The sequence below is a fragment of the Mesorhizobium sp. P5_C1 genome (assembly GCF_054049815.1).
Genome location: NZ_JBFULQ010000090.1, coordinates 1 through 16,248 on the forward strand (window position 1 = coordinate 1; position 16,248 = coordinate 16,248).

The 16,248-nt window shown below is 65.1% G+C and carries 17 protein-coding genes; 6 read left to right on the forward strand and 11 right to left on the reverse strand.

Features of this window, described 5'->3' with window-relative positions; genetic code table 11:
- The first annotated feature begins 81 nt into the window (after positions 1–81).
- Positions 82–1,965, forward strand: coding sequence for a DNA mismatch repair endonuclease MutL (mutL, locus tag ACXJ7R_RS10265; protein ID WP_457151731.1), 1,884 nt, complete (start codon positions 82–84; stop codon positions 1,963–1,965).
- A gap of 80 nt (positions 1,966–2,045) precedes the next feature.
- Here mutL and ACXJ7R_RS10270 read toward each other — a convergent pair whose 3' ends face one another.
- Positions 2,046–2,939: a DMT family transporter gene (locus ACXJ7R_RS10270; RefSeq protein WP_457151732.1), complete on the reverse strand. Its 894-nt coding sequence runs from the start codon at positions 2,937–2,939 to the stop codon at positions 2,046–2,048.
- Between the two features lie 92 nt (positions 2,940–3,031).
- On the opposite strand from ACXJ7R_RS10270, the gene ACXJ7R_RS10275 reads away from it, so the two are divergent.
- Positions 3,032–3,958, forward strand: a complete 927-nt coding sequence (locus tag ACXJ7R_RS10275) for a LysR family transcriptional regulator (protein ID WP_457151733.1) — start codon at positions 3,032–3,034, stop codon at positions 3,956–3,958.
- Here the strand turns inward: ACXJ7R_RS10275 and ACXJ7R_RS10280 are convergent.
- Positions 3,955–4,554, reverse strand: coding sequence for a hypothetical protein (locus tag ACXJ7R_RS10280; protein WP_457151734.1), 600 nt, complete (start codon positions 4,552–4,554; stop codon positions 3,955–3,957). The genes ACXJ7R_RS10275 and ACXJ7R_RS10280 overlap by 4 nt on opposite strands.
- 125 nt (positions 4,555–4,679) lie before the next feature.
- On the opposite strand from ACXJ7R_RS10280, the gene ACXJ7R_RS10285 reads away from it, so the two are divergent.
- Entirely contained in the window at positions 4,680–4,913 is a 234-nt protein-coding gene (locus tag ACXJ7R_RS10285; protein ID WP_095085946.1) for a DUF2093 domain-containing protein, read from the forward strand.
- 51 nt (positions 4,914–4,964) lie between these two features.
- On the opposite strand, the gene lpxK is transcribed toward ACXJ7R_RS10285, so the two are convergent.
- The 6 genes from lpxK to ACXJ7R_RS10315 form a co-directional block, all read right to left on the reverse strand.
- Positions 4,965–5,990 (reverse strand): tetraacyldisaccharide 4'-kinase, encoded by a 1,026-nt coding sequence (gene lpxK / locus ACXJ7R_RS10290; protein ID WP_457151735.1) that lies wholly within the window; start codon positions 5,988–5,990, stop codon positions 4,965–4,967.
- Position 5,991: 1 nt separating this feature from the next.
- Positions 5,992–7,308: a lipid IV(A) 3-deoxy-D-manno-octulosonic acid transferase gene (waaA, locus tag ACXJ7R_RS10295; protein WP_184871010.1), complete on the reverse strand. Its 1,317-nt coding sequence runs from the start codon at positions 7,306–7,308 to the stop codon at positions 5,992–5,994.
- Positions 7,305–8,096 (reverse strand): lysophospholipid acyltransferase family protein, encoded by a 792-nt coding sequence (locus ACXJ7R_RS10300; RefSeq protein WP_457151736.1) that lies wholly within the window; start codon positions 8,094–8,096, stop codon positions 7,305–7,307. Before ACXJ7R_RS10300 ends, waaA begins: the two co-directional genes overlap by 4 nt.
- A 5-nt stretch (positions 8,097–8,101) precedes the next feature.
- Complete coding sequence (locus ACXJ7R_RS10305) at positions 8,102–8,347, reverse strand: DUF4170 domain-containing protein (protein ID WP_457151737.1); 246 nt, start codon at positions 8,345–8,347, stop codon at positions 8,102–8,104.
- A 76-nt stretch (positions 8,348–8,423) separates the two neighbouring features.
- Positions 8,424–9,227, reverse strand: a complete 804-nt coding sequence (locus ACXJ7R_RS10310) for a 3'(2'),5'-bisphosphate nucleotidase CysQ (protein WP_457151738.1) — start codon at positions 9,225–9,227, stop codon at positions 8,424–8,426.
- Complete coding sequence (locus tag ACXJ7R_RS10315) at positions 9,214–10,557, reverse strand: TldD/PmbA family protein (RefSeq protein WP_457151739.1); 1,344 nt, start codon at positions 10,555–10,557, stop codon at positions 9,214–9,216. Before ACXJ7R_RS10315 ends, ACXJ7R_RS10310 begins: the two co-directional genes overlap by 14 nt.
- 165 nt (positions 10,558–10,722) lie before the next feature.
- Between ACXJ7R_RS10315 and ACXJ7R_RS10320 the strand changes: the two genes are divergently transcribed.
- On the forward strand, positions 10,723–11,139 hold the full coding sequence (locus tag ACXJ7R_RS10320) for a VOC family protein (RefSeq protein WP_457151740.1): 417 nt from the start codon (positions 10,723–10,725) through the stop codon (positions 11,137–11,139).
- Positions 11,140–11,167: 28 nt separating this feature from the next.
- Here the strand turns inward: ACXJ7R_RS10320 and epmA are convergent, their stop codons facing one another.
- Positions 11,168–12,226, reverse strand: coding sequence for an EF-P lysine aminoacylase EpmA (gene epmA, locus ACXJ7R_RS10325; protein WP_457151741.1), 1,059 nt, complete (start codon positions 12,224–12,226; stop codon positions 11,168–11,170).
- Positions 12,227–12,340: 114 nt separating this feature from the next.
- On the opposite strand from epmA, the gene efp reads away from it, so the two are divergent.
- Together efp and ACXJ7R_RS10335 are read left to right on the forward strand one after the other, a co-directional pair.
- Complete coding sequence (gene efp / locus ACXJ7R_RS10330) at positions 12,341–12,910, forward strand: elongation factor P (protein WP_095085972.1); 570 nt, start codon at positions 12,341–12,343, stop codon at positions 12,908–12,910.
- 193 nt (positions 12,911–13,103) lie between these two features.
- The gene (locus ACXJ7R_RS10335) at positions 13,104–13,643 is read left to right on the forward strand and encodes a dihydrofolate reductase family protein (protein ID WP_457151742.1); all 540 of its coding nucleotides are present in this window, start codon (positions 13,104–13,106) and stop codon (positions 13,641–13,643) included.
- 125 nt (positions 13,644–13,768) lie between these two features.
- Here ACXJ7R_RS10335 and ACXJ7R_RS10340 read toward each other — a convergent pair whose 3' ends face one another.
- Both ACXJ7R_RS10340 and ACXJ7R_RS10345 read right to left on the reverse strand, forming a co-directional pair.
- A complete protein-coding gene (locus ACXJ7R_RS10340; RefSeq protein WP_457151743.1) occupies positions 13,769–14,638 on the reverse strand; it encodes a patatin-like phospholipase family protein in 870 nt (289 codons plus the stop codon).
- Positions 14,639–14,926: 288 nt separating this feature from the next.
- Positions 14,927–16,248, reverse strand: a 1,322-nt coding sequence (locus tag ACXJ7R_RS10345; RefSeq protein ID WP_457151744.1) for a M16 family metallopeptidase, incomplete at its 5' end; no start/stop codon positions are given.

Below are 16,248 nucleotides of genomic sequence, written 5' to 3' on the forward strand. Positions count from 1 at the left end.
TGAAATCCGTGCGGCGCACTGATCCACCGCCCTCGCGATATTGCCCCTCCCGCGCCCCCCGAATCCGCCTATAGTATATCCATGCCCATTCGCCAGCTTTCCGAAACGATGATCAACCAGATCGCCGCCGGCGAAGTCATCGAGCGTCCGGCAAGCGTGGTCAAGGAACTGGTCGAGAATGCCCTCGACGCCGGTGCTGCGCGTGTCGAGATCGTCACCGCCGGCGGCGGGCTGAACCTGATCCGCGTCACCGATGACGGCTCCGGCATTCCCGAGCCGGAGCTGGCGCTGGCGATCGCACGCCACTGCACCTCCAAGCTCACAGCGGACATCAACGACATTCGCTCGCTCGGCTTTCGCGGCGAGGCGCTGCCGTCGATCGGCTCGGTGTCGCGGCTGTCGATCCGTTCGCGGACAGCGACAAGCGACAGCGCCGCCGAGATCGGCATCGAGGGCGGCCGCGTCTTGCCCGTCAGACCGGCGGCAGCCAACCGCGGCACCACGGTCGAAGTGCGCGACCTGTTCTTCGCCACGCCCGCCCGACTGAAATTCATGAAGGGTGAGCGCGCGGAGAGCTCGGCTACCAGCGACGTGGTCAAGCGCATCGCCATCGCCTTCCCCGCCGTGCGCTTCACATTGGCGGGTTCGGATCGCTCGACCCTGGAATTGCCGGCGACGGACGACAGTCCGGAAGGCAGCCTGCGCCGCGTCGCCCAGGTGATGGGCGCCGAGTTTCCGGACAATTCCATTGCCATCGACGCGATGCGCGAAGGCGTGCGTCTGACCGGTCACGTGTCGATCCCGTCCTTCACCCGCGCCAACGCGTTGCAGCAATATGCCTATGTCAATGGCAGGCCGGTGCGCGACAAGCTGATTGCCGGCGCCATACGCGGCGCCTTCGCGGATGTCTTGCCGCGCGACCGCCATGCGGTGACGGTGCTGTTCCTGACGCTCGATCCGGCCGTCGTCGATGTCAACGTCCATCCGGCCAAGGCCGATGTCCGCTTCCGCGATCCCGGACTGGTGCGCGGGCTGATCGTCGGCGCTGTCCGGCAAGCACTCGCGGATGCCGGCATCCGCGCCGCCACCACCGGCGCCGCCGGCATGATGGCGGCGTTCCGGCCTGGTGCGGCATCCTACGGCCACGGCGGGCCCGCCAATGGCCACCGCAGCTATGAAGCATCCTACCATGCCTCCGGCCCAGCCGGCTTCGATCCGACGCGCTCGCCGCAGCGGCCGCTCGACATGGGGTTCGAAGGGGCGGGTTTCGAGGGCCCCGGTCAGCGCGGCTTGCGCGAAAATGAGCAGGCGGCATTCGATGCCGGGCCGCTGGCCAGCGCCGATGCACGCGCCGGGCAGAGCGAAGCGGCCGAGACGCTGCTTGGCGCGGTGCTGGGTGCGGCGCGCGCTCAGGTGCATGAGAACTATATCGTCGCGCAGACCAGGGATTCGCTCATCATCGTCGACCAGCATGCGGCGCATGAGCGGCTGGTCTATGAGGCGCTGAAGAACGCGCTGCAGTCGCGCGCCGTGCCGTCACAGATGCTGTTGCTGCCGGAAATCGTCGACCTGCCGGAAGAAGACGCCGAACGGCTGGCGATGCATTCCGAGACGCTGGCCCGCTTTGGACTTGGCGTCGAGCGTTTCGGCCCGGGTGCGGTCGCGGTGCGAGAGACGCCGTCGATGCTGGGCGAGACCAATGTCCAGCAACTGGTGCGCGACCTTGCCGACGAGATCGCCGACAACGACACGGTCGACACGCTGAAGGAGCGGTTGGACAAGATCGCGGCCACCATGGCCTGCCACGGCTCGGTACGCTCCGGCCGCCTGCTCAAGGCCGAGGAGATGAACGCGCTGCTGCGCCAGATGGAGGCAACGCCCGGCTCCGGCACCTGCAACCACGGGCGGCCGACCTATATCGAACTCAAGCTCGCGGATATCGAGAGGCTGTTTGGGAGGCGGTAAGTGGATTGGCGGGGAAGGTACGACAAGGGCCACTTTTCAGCGGCCCTTTTCGACTCAAGCAATCCTTATAACTGTCTGATTCATCTCTTCAAATTCACCACGATCACACCGCCCAGCGCCAATGCGCCGCCGAGCATGCCAAGCAGTGTCGGCACTTCGCCCAGCCAGAAGAAGCCGATCAGGGCGGACATGGGCGAAACCAGATAGAGGAAGTTCGACGCACGTGCGGCCGGCAGGCGCGACAGCGCGGTCGCCCAGGCGGCATAGGCGATCAGGCTGGGCACGATGCCGAGAAAGATCACGGCGCCGAGGCCGGCTGCGTCGGCGACCGCTGCCTGCGCGAGGCCGCTCGGCAGGAAGGGCGACAGGCAGAGAGCGCCAAGTATCATGTTCGACGCCGAAATGGTCAGCGGGTGGTGGCGAGCGAAGAGCGGCTTCTGGACGATGGTGTTGACGGCCGAGCAAAGCGCCGAACCCAGCACCAGCAGCGCCCCGGCGTTGAAATGCAAGCCATCCCCATCGCCAATCGCGATAATGCCGATGCCGGCGAAGGAAATGGCGGTGCCGACCCATGCCATGCCGGAAAAGCGTTCGCCAAGCAGCGCCATCGCCATGATGGCGGTGAAGATCGGGCTGACATTGATGATGAAGCCGGCAGCGCCGGCCGAGACTGTCAGTTCGCCGAAATTGAGCATTGCCGTGTACAGCGCCACGAAGATGGCGCCGCCAAAGGCCAGGCGCCACAACTCATCCAGCCTTGGCAGCGCCGGACGCTTGACAGCGAGGAAGATCGCCGCCGGCACCGCGGCGATGGCAAAGCGCAGCGCGCCGAGTTCCAGCGGCCCGAAGGCGGCAAGGCCAGCGCGGATAGCCGGAAAGGCAGAGGCCCAGCCGACCACCGTGAGCGCCACCGCGATGGCTGCCGTGGTGTCCATCCGTTGTGTCGGATTCAACGTGCTGGTCATTGCGCTCATCTCACTGTCCTCGTGATTCTCGTGCCCTGAAATGCAGAAAACGCCTTTTCGGGCCAGTTGACAAACGACCAAATCGAGGATCAGCTGTGACTATGGATCACAGCTCAGACACAATGGTGCCGCTCGAAACGCTGCGCGCCTTCGACGCGGCGGCGCGGACGGGCAGCTTTTCGGCAGCAGCTGAAAAGCTCAACATCACCCACGGCGCCGTCAGCCGGCAGATCGCCAAGCTCGAGGACTGGCTGGGGCTGAAAGTGTTCGATCGCGGCGCGCGCGGTGTCTCGCTGACGATCGAAGGCAACAGGCTGCATCTGCGCACGGCGGAAGCATTCGCGCTGATATCGACCCATTCCGACCGCTGGGTCGAGCCGCGCGGCACCGCGGTGGTGCGCTTGACCTCGATCCCTTCGGTCAGCGGGCTGTGGCTGATGCCGCGCATGGCAGCGCTGGAGAACAATCCCTCCAAGCTGCGCATCGTGCTCGACGTCGATATCCRTCAGGCCGACCTTGCCGATGAGGGCATCGATCTGTCGATCCGCTGTGGACGCGGCGGCATTCCGGGTCGCGTCTCGGTGCAGCTTTTCGAGGAACATGTTTTTCCCGTCGCATCGCCCGAGCTTGCCCGCGAGATCGGCCGTGGCGACCCTGCCCGGCTGCTCAAATTTCCACTGATCAACGATTCCGATGCTTCGGCCTGGCGTGCATGGTTTGCCGCGCAAGGCATGGATTACCGCCCGYGCCCGCAGGACCGGCGCTTCGAGGACTACAATCTGGTGCTCGATGCCGCAGCCTATGGGCTCGGCATCGCGCTGGCGCGACCACCCCTGACCGGGCATCAATTGAAGGCCGGACGCATCACCGCCGTCGACGAGCGCACCGCGCTCAATCCGGTGTCCTACTGGCTCGACCGGCCGATGGGACGGCCACGCGCCGCAGCAGCAGAACTGGCGCGCCGTATCGCGGTGCAGGCAGGACTTGCATCGGAAAAGATGGAAGCCTTTATCGAGGCTGAGGGTTAGCGCAGCACCACCAGAACGAACCCGACGACCGCCGCCGCCAGCAGCCCGGCAGTCAGCGACATCAGCCCGACACTCGTCCGCCTGTTTTCAGGCCTGGCCGCTTCGCTCGGCCCGGCGGTTGCACGTTCTCGCCTGGCCACGGCATTGCTGGCTGAGGTGCGGCGTAACGGCAACAGCTCAGATGCGAGAAGCGGGAGCCATGGCAAGGTCGCCGGCCTTGCGGCGGCGCCCTCCTCGACCTTTGATAGAGGCGGCGCCAGACCACGTTGCGCAGCGTCACCGTCAGTTAGTCTCCTCGCTGCAGTGCCCAGCGACGCGGCATCGGCGGCTGTTTCGTCGTCCGGTTGCGCGAGCGCCAGATAGGCCTGCATTATTTCGGTCGAGGCCGTCTGCTGCGCTCTTGCGGCTGTCGCCTGCAACAGCATCGGCAACGCCGGTGTCGCCACGGGTCGCACGGGTGCGCCGGAAGGCGCCGGCGGCGCCACCAGCGCCTTCACCAGTGCCGTTTTGACCGGATCGGCCTTTGCCGACGGCACGGCCTGCGGCGTCATCGCTTCCCTGAGCAAGGCGGCAAGACGAACTGAGGAAATGTCCATGGTGCCCCGACAACAGCATTTTTCCGCGAAAGATTAAGGGGGCAGCATTGTCTCAGGCTTGTCACATGCTTGACCTAGCCGCCAATTTGTGGCGATGAAATCCTCATGAACCTCGGCGCCGCTGCATGATGAACCGTTTCGAAGGCCCTGGCGGCAAGGAAGCCCGTATCCGCTATCTCGATGGCGACTTCCAGGTTACCAGCCCGGGCGCTTTCGTGCGCTGCGCGGTGACCGGCGAAAGCATCCCGCTTGATGAGTTGAAATACTGGAGCGTCGCCAGGCAAGAGCCCTACATCAACGCTGCCGCTTCGCTGCGCCGCGAAATCGAAGTGCAGCCGGAGCTACGCAGCCGGCGTTGATGTTTGCGCGAGTCGTTTACGCAAGCCGATAACGCACTTCACGACGACAGGTCAGCCCTTCAGCTTGCGTTGACGCCAGGCATCCAGCGTTTCGTCGATGATGCGTTCGGGCACGCGTTCGAGCTCGAAAACCGTGTCGATTGCCAGGACCTCGAGCCGGTCGAGAAAGTCCTGTGGGGCGCCATGCCGCAGCCGGGCCGCGTCCTTGGCCGTGGTGATGAGGCCGAGCCCTTCGGCGCGTGCCGTCGCCGCCAGTTCGGCAAGCTCGTCCTCACCATAAAAATGATGGTCCGGAAACGGTCGCGTCAACGCCAGTTCGCCGCCGGCCTCGCGCACCGTGTCGAAGAATTTTTCGGGATGGCCGATGCCGGCGAAAGCCAGGAACCGCTTGCCGGCAAGCCCCTGCTTGCTGCTTGGCTTGGTGTGGGCCTCAAAGATCGGCCGGGCGGCGCGTGCCGCCTGGCGGACCACGGCGTCGGCGGCGGTGCCCTCGCCCATCTTCAACAGCCCGCTGGTGAAGACCAGTTGGTCGACGATCCTGGCCCGGAGCGGGCCGCCCGGAATGACGCGGCCATTGCCGATGCCGTAGCGCGCGTCGACGACCACCAGCGCATAATCGATATGGATGCGCGCGCTCTGGAAACCATCGTCCATGATCAGGAAATCGCAGCCATGCCTTTCCAGCAGCAGCCGGGCGCCGGCGGCGCGGTTCGGCGTCACCGCCACCGGCGCGTGTTCGGCCAGGAGCAGTGGCTCGTCGCCGACATGCCTGGCGCTGTCATGATGGGCATCGACGACATGCGGCTCCGCGAACGAGCCGCCATGGCCGCGCGACAGGAAACCGGGTTTGAGCTGCATGCGCTTGGCCTGTTCGGCCAAGGCGATCGCCACCGGCGTCTTGCCGGTGCCGCCAACGGTGAAGTTGCCGATGCACAGAACCGGCGCCTCGATCTTCTCGCGCCGGGCGCGCCGCATGCCGCGGCCAGCGATGAGCGCATAGATGGCCGACAGCGGCGACAGTGCCAGGACCCGCCAGTCCGGCTTTTCCCACCAGAATGGTGGTGCTTCGGAAGCCACCCTAGCGGCCGTTCGCGCCCTTCAGGCGCGACTTGATGACCAGCGGCTGGATATAGGGTTCGAGCGATTTTAGCGTGCGCGCCAGCGCGCCGCGCATCTCGTCGACGGTCGCCACGCCCGCCGCCATCATCTCGTGACGCGCCACTTCGTTGGTCAGCAGGAAATTGACGGCGCCGGCCAGCATATCGCGGTCGCGCACCAGCTTGGCGCCGCCGCTGTCGAGCAGGCGCTGGTAAGCCTCGCGAAAATTCTGCACATTGCGCCCGGCAAGAACCGCGGTATCCAGCATGGCCGGCTCGAGCGGGTTCTGGCCACCCTCTGAGGTCAGCGAGCGGCCGACAAAGGCGATTTCGGTCAGCCTGAGATAGAGCCCCATCTCGCCGATCGTGTCGCCGAGCAGGATGTCGGTGTCGGCGGCGATCCTGTCGCCCGTGCTGCGCCGCGCGACCGTCAGGCCCATGCCGGAAATCTGTGCGGCAAGCGCCTCGGCGCGATCGGGATGGCGCGGAACGACGATGGTCAGAAGACCATGATGGCGTTTGTGCAGCGTCGCATGAACCTCGGCGGCGACCACCTCCTCGCCATCATGGGTCGAGATCGCCGCCCAGGTCGGGCGGGCGCCGATCTGACGCCGCAGCGTCGCCAGCACTCGTTCGTCGACAGGCGGCGGCAAGGTATCGACCTTGAGGTTGCCCGACACGGTCACCGGGCGGGCGCCGAGCGCAAGGAAGCGCTCGCCATCGACATCGGACTGGGCAACGACGTGGGCGAGATTCTCGAACAGCGCCTCGGCGATGTTGGCCCGTTTCTTCCACGAGGTGAACGAACGGTCGGACAGCCTGCCGTTGACCAGCACCTGCGGCACGCGGCGCGCGCCAAGCTCAAGAATGGTCATCGGCCAGATCTCGGATTCAGCGATGATCGCCAGATCCGGCTGCCAGTGATCGAGAAACCGGCTGACCGCCGGCTTGAGGTCGAGCGGCACATATTGGTGGATGATGCGATCGCCGAGCCGCTCGTCGACGACCTGCGCCGAGGTCACCGTGCCAGTCGTCAGCACAATGTTGACGCCGTAATCGAGTATGCTTTCGACCAGTGGCACGACGGCCAGGGTCTCACCGACGCTCGCCGCATGGATCCAGATCATCGGCCCCTCGGGGCGCGGTCGGCCAGCGACGCCGTAGCGCTCGCGGCGGCGGCTGCGGTCTTCCTTGCCGCGCGAGGTGCGCCAGGCGACATAGGGCCCGACCAGCGGATAGGCGGCGGCACCGGCGAAACGGTATGCCGTCAACATGGTTCGCGCCCAGCGACCGCTCATTGCGGACCATCCACGAGACGGTAGGCCTCGGCAGTCGCGGCGTTGAGCGCGACCGTGATTTCCTGGCGCTTGCGCTCCATTTCGGCCTCGTCGGCGCCGATCGGCACGAAGATCGGCGCGCCGATGACGATCGACGAGCGGCCGAACGGCAGGTTGATGGTGGTCTTGTCCCAGCTCTTCTCCAGCACCTTGCGGCGGCTAGTGGTGATGGCGACGGGCAGCAGAGGCCGACCGGAGAGGCGTGCCAGAAGAACGATACCAAGCCCCGCGTCACGCGGCGTGCCGTGGGGAATGTCGGCGATCATGGCGACGTTCTTGCCGGCGGCGAGCGACTTTTTCAGGGCGATGAGCGCCTTTGCCCCGCCCTTGTCGAGATGCCTGGCGTTGTCACGCCCGCCCGAACCGCGCACCGCCTCGATGCCAAACTTCCCCAGCATCAGCGCGTTGAGCTCGGCATCGGCGCTGCGCGAGACCATCGCGACCAGCGGCTTGCGCCTGGGATAATAGGCTGGGGTCAACAGGTGCTGGCCGTGCCACAGGGCGATGATGCCGGGCTCGAATTCGGCATAGGCGCTGCTCGAAAACCGCGCCGACCCATCGACGACGCGATTGGTCAGGCGCACCAACCGCACAAACTGGGCGAACAGGCTGGCGATGGCGTTCTTGACGAATCGCGACTGCGCCAGCGGTTCGCGAATCCTGCGCCAGAAAGCCTTAGTCGTGCGGCTGCGCCCCCTGCGCGCGGGCGTGGGTTCAGTGGCTGGCTCTTTCGCCAGGTCTTGCTCCATCGAGGTCAACCGACAGCCTTGTTGTCGGGGTCCAGCAGCCGGTGCAGATGAACGACGAAATAACGCATGTGGGCATTGTCCACGCTGGCTTGCGCCTTGGCTTTCCACGCCGTGTGCGCGGATTGATAGTCCGGATAGATGCCGACGATGTCGAGCCCGTCGAGATCGCGGAACTCGGAGCCGCCAAGCTTCGTCAGCTCGCCACCAAACACCAGGTGCAAAAGCTGCTTTTTTCCGTCTTCCGCGGCCATGTCGGTCCTTCACATATCGTGAGTTTGTGACAGGTCTAGACCAAAGCCGTCGACTTTGGAACCTTCGAAAACGCTTTCACCTATCCAGCCCGGCAATGACGGCGGCGAGCACGGCCAGCAGTTCACCGCTGCCGGCGGCGAGCGCGCCGTGGCGGGTCACCTCGCCGGCATAGAGCGGCGAGCGGCCATGCCGGTCGAGCAACTGGCCGCCGGCCTCGCGCAAAATGAGACCGGCGGCGGCAATATCCCAGTCATGCGCGTTCGGCTTGACGAAAGTGGCATCCAGCGCGCCATTGGCGATCATGGCCAGCCGATAGGCGAGCGACGGGCTGTAGGGCGCCCGCTTCAGTCGCACCTGCCAGTCGGCAGGCATCAGGTCGGTCAACTGCTTCAGCCCGGAAATCTCGGCCGTATCCGGCAGCTTGCGCACCGCGATGCGCTTGCCGTTGCGGAAAGCGCCCTGTCCGGGCAGCGCCCAATAGGTCTCGTTCATCGCCGGGCATTCCAGCACGCCGGCAAGCGTGCGGCCACGCTCGACGACGGCAACGCTGACGCACCAGGTGCGCTGGCCTTCCAGGAAGCCGCGCGTGCCGTCGATCGGGTCGACGACGAAGGTGCGGCGCGCCGAAAGCCGCACCGGATCGTCGGTTGTTTCTTCCGACAACCAGCCATAGTCGGGCCGTGCTGCAAGCAGCGTCTGCCGCAGATAGGCGTCGGCGGCATGGTCGGCTTCGCTGACCGGCGATGTGCCGCCCTTCATCCAGACTTGCGGGTTGTTGCCGAAATAGCGCATGGCGATGACCCCGGCCTCGCGGGCGGCATCGCGCAGCAAAGGCAAATCCTYGGTAGCACTGGCAGTGATCAGGTCATGCTCCGGCAAGGGTCATGCCTTCGATCAGAAGCGTGGGGGCGGCGGTGCCGAAATTGCGGTCGAGGTCATCAGCCGCCACCATGTTCAGGAACATGGTCTTCAGGTTCGAGGCGATGGTAACCTCGGCGACGGGATAGGCCAGCGCACCATTTTCGATCCAGAAGCCGGAGGCGCCACGGCTGTATTCGCCGGTGACCATGTCGACGCCCTGGCCGAACACTTCGGTGACGTAGAAGCCGGTCTTGAGCGATTTGATCAAATCCTCGGGCGACCGGTCGCCCGGTTCGATGGCGAGATTGGTCGAGGACGGCGAGACGGACGAGCCGCCGCGCGAACCGCGCCCATTGGTGACGAGACCAAGCTCGCGCGCGGCCGATGTCGACAGGAACCAGTGGTTGAGCACCCCTTTTTCGACCATGAACAGCTTCTCGCCCTCGATGCCTTCGCCATCGAACGGACGCGAGGCCTGGCCACGCTGCCTGAGCGGCTCGTCAGTGACGGTGATCGCGGAGGCGGCCACCTGCTTGCCCATCATGTCGCGCAGGAACGACGTCTTGCGCGCGACGGAGGCGCCGTTGATGGCGCCGGCAAGATGACCGGCGATGCCGCGCGCGACGCGCGGGTCGAACACAACGTCGATCGGCCCGGTCGCCGCCTTGCGCGCGCCGATACGGCGCACGGCACGTTCGCCGGCCTTGCGGCCGATGTCTTCAGGCGCATCGAGATCGGCAAAATGCTGGCGCGAGGAGAATTCATAGTCGCGCTCCATGCCGGTGCCCTCGCCAGCAATGACGCTGGCCGAGCGCGAGAAACGCGACCCGACATAGTGGCCGAGGAAGCCGTGCGAGGTGGCCAGCACCAAGCCACCGAGGCCGGCACCGGCGCTGGCGCCGGCCGAATTGGTCACGCCCTTGACGGCAAGGGCCGCCGCTTCCGCCGCAAGTGCCGCTTCCTTCATTTGATCGGCCGACACCTCGGTGGCGTCGAACAGGTCGAGATCGCGCGTCTGTTTCACCAGCAATGCCGGGTCGGCCAGCCCCTGATAGGGGTCCTGTGGCGACACTTTCGCCATCGCCACGGCACGCTCGGCCAGGGTTGCAGGATCGGATGCTGCGGTTGCCGAGACGCTGGCCACACGCCCATCGACGAAGACGCGTAGCGAGACATCCTCGCTCTCGGCCGATTCGGTGCCCTCGACCTTGCCGAGCCGCACCGACACACCGGTCGAGCGGCTGCGCACGGCCACCGCATCGGCGGCGTCGGCGCCAGCCTTCTTGGCAGCTTCGACCAAAGCAGCGACACGGTCGGTCAATTTTGCTGCATCTGTGATATCGGTCATGCGCGTGATCCTGCTGGCGCGGCGAGCTTTGGCCGCAGCCACCATTTATTGTTCCGGTCCGGCTTGTGCAATGGCATAGGCTTCAATCAAAATGCATCGGTTCACGGTTCAGATCTCGAACCGAGGCATGGCAACCCGGTCCGCAGCCCGCTCGGAGCATTTTCGATGACGCCTTTCCATCTCGCCTTCCCGGTCCGTGATCTCGATGAAACTCGCTTTTTCTATGGCGAGGTGCTGGGTTGTGCGATCGGCCGCTCATCGGCGACCTGGGTCGATTTCGATCTTTACGGCCACCAGATGTCGGCGCATCTGCGGCCACAGGCCACGCCAGCCGCCAGCGACGGCAAGGTCGACGGCATCGTCGTGCCGATCCCCCATTTCGGCGCCGTGCTCTTGATGGATGACTGGCAGCGGCTGGCGACGCGGCTGGAGGCGCGCGGCGACATCGACTGGCTGGAACGGCCAATGGTCCGCTTCAAGGGCGAGCCTGGCGAACAGGCAACGCTGTTCATCCGCGATCCCTCCGGCAATGCGCTGGAATTCAAGGGCTTTCGCTCGCTGGAGCAGGTTTTCGCGCACTGAGGCGCCGGGCAGGCAGCGAGCCTGTGGTTCAGGACGCCGCAACGGGCGTCCAGATGACATCATCGACTTTCTGCGCGCCCGTCGCCAGCATCACCAGGCGGTCGAAGCCGAGCGCGATGCCGCTGGCCTGCGGCATGATGGCGAGGGCGGCGAGAAAATCCTCATCCAGTGGATAGCGCTCGCCATAGATGCGCTCTTTCTCGTCCATCTCGATGATGAAGCGCCGGCGCTGCTCATCGGCATCGGTCAGTTCGCCAAAGCCGTTGGCGAGCTCGACGCCGCAGCAATAGAGCTCGAAGCGCTCGGCGACGCGCGCATCCCTGGGGCTCGGCCGCGCCAATGCCGCCTCGGCCGCCGGGTATTCGCACAGGATGGTCGCCCGCCTTTGCCCGAGCAACGGTTCGATCTTTTCCACCATCACCCGGCTGAACAAATCAGCCCAGCTGTCGTCGGTTGCGGTGCGCAGGCCGGCCCGGACCAAGGCGGCATAAAGCGCGTCCCGGTCGGTGGCGCCGTCGGCGGCGACCGTGGCCAGCAGATCGATGCCGGCATAGCGGGTGAAGGCATCCGCGACCGTCAGCCGTTCCGGCTCGGCAATCGGATCGCAGTCGCGGCCCCGGAAGGAAAAGCGCGTCGCCCCTGCCCTTATCGCGGCCAGCGCCAACATGGCCGCGCAATCCTGCATCAGGCTCTCATAGGCCTCGCCCACCCGGTACCATTCGAGCATGGTGAATTCGGGATGGTGCAAAGGGCCGCGCTCGCGGTTGCGGTAGACCGGACCGAGGCTGAAAATGCGCTGTTCGCCGGCGGCAAGCAGTTTCTTGCAGGCGAATTCCGGCGAGGTGTGGAGATAAAGCGGCGACCGCGTGCCGTCCGGTCCGATCGCTTGCGTGGTGAAAGCCGCCAGGTGTGCCTCGTTGCCGGGCGAGACCTGCAGGGCCGCCGTTTCCACCTCGACGAAATCTTCGGCGGCGAACCAGTCGCGCAGGCTGGCGGCGATAGCGTTGCGCAGCATCAGCCGCGGGCGGCGGTCGGCGTGGACATGCGGCGTCCACCAGGGCGAGGCATCGGGCGACGTAACGTTCATGGGGCTCAGATCATATGGAATGGGGGCTGGCGGTTGCGGCCAAGATGCGCTAGTTCGCAGCGGACGGCCGCTGAAGCCGATTTGTACCAATCAACCATTTCAGGATTGTAAGCCGTGGTGAAAGTCATCGCCAGTTCGCTCCGTAAAGGCAATGTCGTCGACAAGGACGGCAAGCTTTATGTGATCCTCTTTGCCGAAAACATCCACCCAGGCAAGGGCACGCCGGTGACCCAGCTCGACATGCGCCGTATCGGCGACGGGGTGAAGGTGTCGGAGCGCTACCGCACCACCGAGCAGGTGGAGCGCGCCTATGTGGAAGAGCGCGAGCACACCTTCCTCTACGCCGACGGCGAAGGCTATCATTTCATGAATCCGGAAAGCTACGACCAGGTAGCGGTGTCGGAAGCTGTGGTCGGCGACATGGCGCCTTACCTGTTGGAAGGCATGGCCGTGCAGTTGTCACAGTTCAATGGCATTGCCATTTCACTGGTGCTGCCACAGCGCGCCACCTTCGAAGTGGTGGAAACCGAGCCGACAACCAAGGGACAGACGGCCTCGTCGTCCTACAAGCCGGCCGTACTTTCCAACGGCGTGCGCACGCTGGTGCCGCCGCACATCGCCCCCGGCACCCGCGTGGTGGTGATGACGGCGGATGGCGCTTATGTGGAGCGGGCGAAGGACTGAGAACAGCGCCTTCGCTCACAAACCCTTTGGGCTATCATCGATGATCAGGTACCGGCGTCGGGCGCGCTGGCCGTGGTATCGGTCTTTCGTAAGCTCGCGCTGAAAGCCTTTCTGACAAAGCGCCCCGATTTTTCATGCAGCGTGTCGCACAAGGCCCGCATGGTTCGTCCTCTGATGGAAGAAGGAGAACGCCATGAGAAAATTGATCGTCACCGAATTCATCAGCGTCGATGGCATTGCCGAGGTCGAGAAGCTGCCCGGCGTGACCTGGAACGACGAGATGAACAGGTTCAAGGAGGACGAGCTTGCCGACAGCGGCGCCATGCTTTTGGGGCGCACGACATATGAGATTTTTGCCGGTTCTTGGCCCAAGGAAACCGGAGACTTCGCCGACCGGTTCAACGCGCTGCCGAAATATGTCGCGTCGACCAGCCTGAAGGCGCTCGACTGGAAGCCGGCCGAATTGCTGAAGGGAGCCCTGCCGGAAGCGGTCAGGGCGCTGAAGCAAGGCAGCGGCGGCAACATCTATGTGCATGGCAGCCTCAGCGTCGCGCAGGAACTGCTGCGCCACGGCCTGGTCGATCGCGTCAGGCTGCTCAGCTACCCCGGCGCCGTCGGACAGGGCAAGCCGCTGTTCCCCGTCGGCGAGCCAGTGGCGCTCGAGCTGATTTCTGCGACGCCGTTCAGCAACGGCGTGGTGGCGCTGGAATATGTGCCGGTGGCGAAGTCGTAGTTGGCTTCGTGGATGACAACAGCGCTCGACTTTAAGCCCTTGTTTTCATGCATGTCGTTGTCCCAAAACCGGGGCCACTTTTGGGCGACATGCATTAGACGATCAATTGCCGACGTCGCGCGCCTTCACCCAGCCTTCTTCCTCCGCCTGCCCTTGACGGCAGCGCCATTCCTAGCCTCCACCACCCGCTCGACCTCTCGCTTCAGCTGATCCTTTATGTCGGCCGTATCGTTCATCAAAGCGTCGATCTTCAGGAAATCGAGCACGCGGTATTTTGATACTGCTGGGCGGACCAGGATGTCGGGGCTGCACTGCTTCAGCTTGTTGGCGATGATCGACTGCATCATCAATTGCGTGGCGCCGAACATCAGGTCGACGGAGGTCGGGTGCTTGCGGTCGGCTTCTTCCGGCGCGCCGACCACGTCGACGCCGATGATGATGTCGGCATCGTTCTCGATCAGGTCGAACGGCACGGGGTTGTAGATGCCGCCGTCGATCAGCAGCCTTCCGTCGCGCGTCACCGGGCGGAACACGGCGGGTATGGCCGCCGAGGCGGCCAGTGCCGAGTGCAGGTCGCCGTCATGGAACACGGCGAGCTTGTGGCCGAAATAGTCGGTCGCCGTCACCTTGAGCGGGATCTTGAGCTCGGCGAAGGTCTCGGGGATAGCCTCGGGCAAAAAGGCCTTCAGGATGCGCTCGACGTTGAACTGGCTGACGCGGATGCCATTCTGCATGGCTTCGGCGATGGTGCCCGGCCGCGCCCGCCACATGCGGCTCGCCACTTCGGCGCGGCGGCCGAGGATCGAGCGGGCGTAGTCGTGGATGTCCTTGCCGGTCATGCCGGCGGCCATGCCGGCGCCCATGATGGCGCCGATCGACGAGCCGGCAATGACCGCCGGCCTGATGCCCAGTTCGTCCAGCGCCTCGATGACGTGGATATGCGCCAGCCCGCGCGCGCCGCCGCCGCCGAAGGCGATGCCGAAGCTAGGCGCCATTTTGCGTCACTCCTGCCTCCACCGACTGATGACAGTTTCCAACTCGTGGCAGAGACCGCCAATTGCCGAAATCGGCGCCGCCCCTCATCGCCCTACCGGGCACTTCTCCCCGTATGGTGACGGGGAGAAGGAAGCTGGCCGCAACCCAGGCGCTCTTTTTGCAACGCTGGTGATTGGCGAAACCGGCGATGCCAGCGCCCCTCTCCCCGTCACTATACGGGGAGAGGATGCCGGCAGGCAGGTGAGGGGCAGCGCCGGCGCTCGCAAAAGAGAAATGCGGGCCGACTCTCATCCCTTGCCGGCCCCGGCCAGTTTCGGTCCGATGACCATGATGGTCGGTTCGGCCGACAGCAGCTTTTTCGCCGCCGCCTTGACCTGATCAAGCGTCACCACGTTGATATAGCCAGCGCGGCGCTGCATGTAGTCGATGCCGAGATCGTCGAGCTGCAACTCGACCAGCGTCGAGGCAATGGAACTCGAAGAGTCCAGATTGTTGATGGCGTAAGCGCCGATCATGTATTTCTTGGTCGCCGCCAGCTCAGCCTCGGTCGGGCCTTCCTCGGCCAGTTGCTTGACCACGTCGCGGACGATGCCCAGCGTCTCGGCCGCCCGGTCCGACCGGGTCCCGGTGCTGACGACCAGTGCGTTGGCATGGTCCTGGTTGATCAGCGAGGAGTTGACGCTGTAGGCCAGCCCGCGCTTTTCGCGCACCTCCTGGAAAAGGCGCGAGGTGAAGGTGCCGCCTCCGAGGATCTCGTTCATCAGCACGGCGGCAAAGAAATCCGGCGCCTTGCGCTTCACGCCGGGATAGGCGAGCTGCAGCGAGCTCTGTGGCAGGTCGTAGTCGACCTCGACATGCTGCGCCAGCTTCGGGTCGATATCGGCCACCGGCCTCAGCGCCTGGTTCTGCGGCAGGTCGCCGAACACCATGTCGAGCTTCTTCTTCAGCGTCTCGGGATCGATGGCGCCGACCACGGCGACATGCAAGCCGCCGCGCGCGAACACCGCCTTGTGCAAGGCTTTCAAATCATCCGGCGTGATGGTGGCGATGCTCTGCCTGGTGCCTTGGTCGGAGCGGGAATAGGGATGATCGCCATAGAGTGCGCGCGCCCATTTGTCCTGCGCGACCGTATCGGGATCGTTCTCGCCGGCGATGATGCCGGATAGGATCTGGGCGCGGATACGGTCGATCGGCAGCTGGTCGAAGCGCGGCTGGTTGACCGCCAGCCGCAACAGGTCGAACGCCTCGTCGCGCTGCTCGGCCAGCATGCGCATCGAGCCGTAGATGCCGTCGCGGCTTTCGTCGAAGCTCATCTCGGCGCCGGCGTCGTCGAGCTTGATCTGGAAGGCTTCTGAGTCGAGCGGGCCGGCGCCTTCGTCGAACAGGCCGGTCATCAGATTGGCCAGGCCCTCCTTGCCAACCGGATCCTGCGTCGAGCCACCGCCGAAGACGAAGCGGATGGCGACGACCGGCACCGAATAATCCTCGACCAGCCAGGCGGTGATGCCCTTTGGCGAGGTGACGGACTGGATGTCCATGGCGCGAGCGGTGAGTGCCGGCAGGATCAGGAAGAGGATGGAGAGGAAAAGGGTTGCAAGCGCTGCGGCAG

Bases quoted from the DNA above. Each gene is read 5' to 3' on its own strand.
- ACXJ7R_RS10280 (WP_457151734.1), bottom strand. From the start codon at position 4,554: ATGGACATTTCCTCAGTTCGTCTTGCCGCCTTGCTCAGGGAAGCGATG.
- epmA (WP_457151741.1), bottom strand. From the start codon at position 12,226: ATGAACGTTACGTCGCCCGATGCCTCGCCCTGGTGGACGCCGCATGTC.
- ACXJ7R_RS10335 (WP_457151742.1), top strand. From the start codon at position 13,104: ATGAGAAAATTGATCGTCACCGAATTCATCAGCGTCGATGGCATTGCC.
- ACXJ7R_RS10300 (WP_457151736.1), bottom strand. From the start codon at position 8,096: ATGGAGCAAGACCTGGCGAAAGAGCCAGCCACTGAACCCACGCCCGCG.
- ACXJ7R_RS10315 (WP_457151739.1), bottom strand. From the start codon at position 10,557: ATGACCGATATCACAGATGCAGCAAAATTGACCGACCGTGTCGCTGCT.
- ACXJ7R_RS10270 (WP_457151732.1), bottom strand. From the start codon at position 2,939: ATGAGCGCAATGACCAGCACGTTGAATCCGACACAACGGATGGACACC.
- ACXJ7R_RS10320 (WP_457151740.1), top strand. From the start codon at position 10,723: ATGACGCCTTTCCATCTCGCCTTCCCGGTCCGTGATCTCGATGAAACT.
- ACXJ7R_RS10285 (WP_095085946.1), top strand. From the start codon at position 4,680: ATGATGAACCGTTTCGAAGGCCCTGGCGGCAAGGAAGCCCGTATCCGC.
- waaA (WP_184871010.1), bottom strand. From the start codon at position 7,308: ATGAGCGGTCGCTGGGCGCGAACCATGTTGACGGCATACCGTTTCGCC.
- ACXJ7R_RS10340 (WP_457151743.1), bottom strand. From the start codon at position 14,638: ATGGCGCCTAGCTTCGGCATCGCCTTCGGCGGCGGCGGCGCGCGCGGG.
- mutL (WP_457151731.1), top strand. From the start codon at position 82: ATGCCCATTCGCCAGCTTTCCGAAACGATGATCAACCAGATCGCCGCC.
- ACXJ7R_RS10305 (WP_457151737.1), bottom strand. From the start codon at position 8,347: ATGGCCGCGGAAGACGGAAAAAAGCAGCTTTTGCACCTGGTGTTTGGT.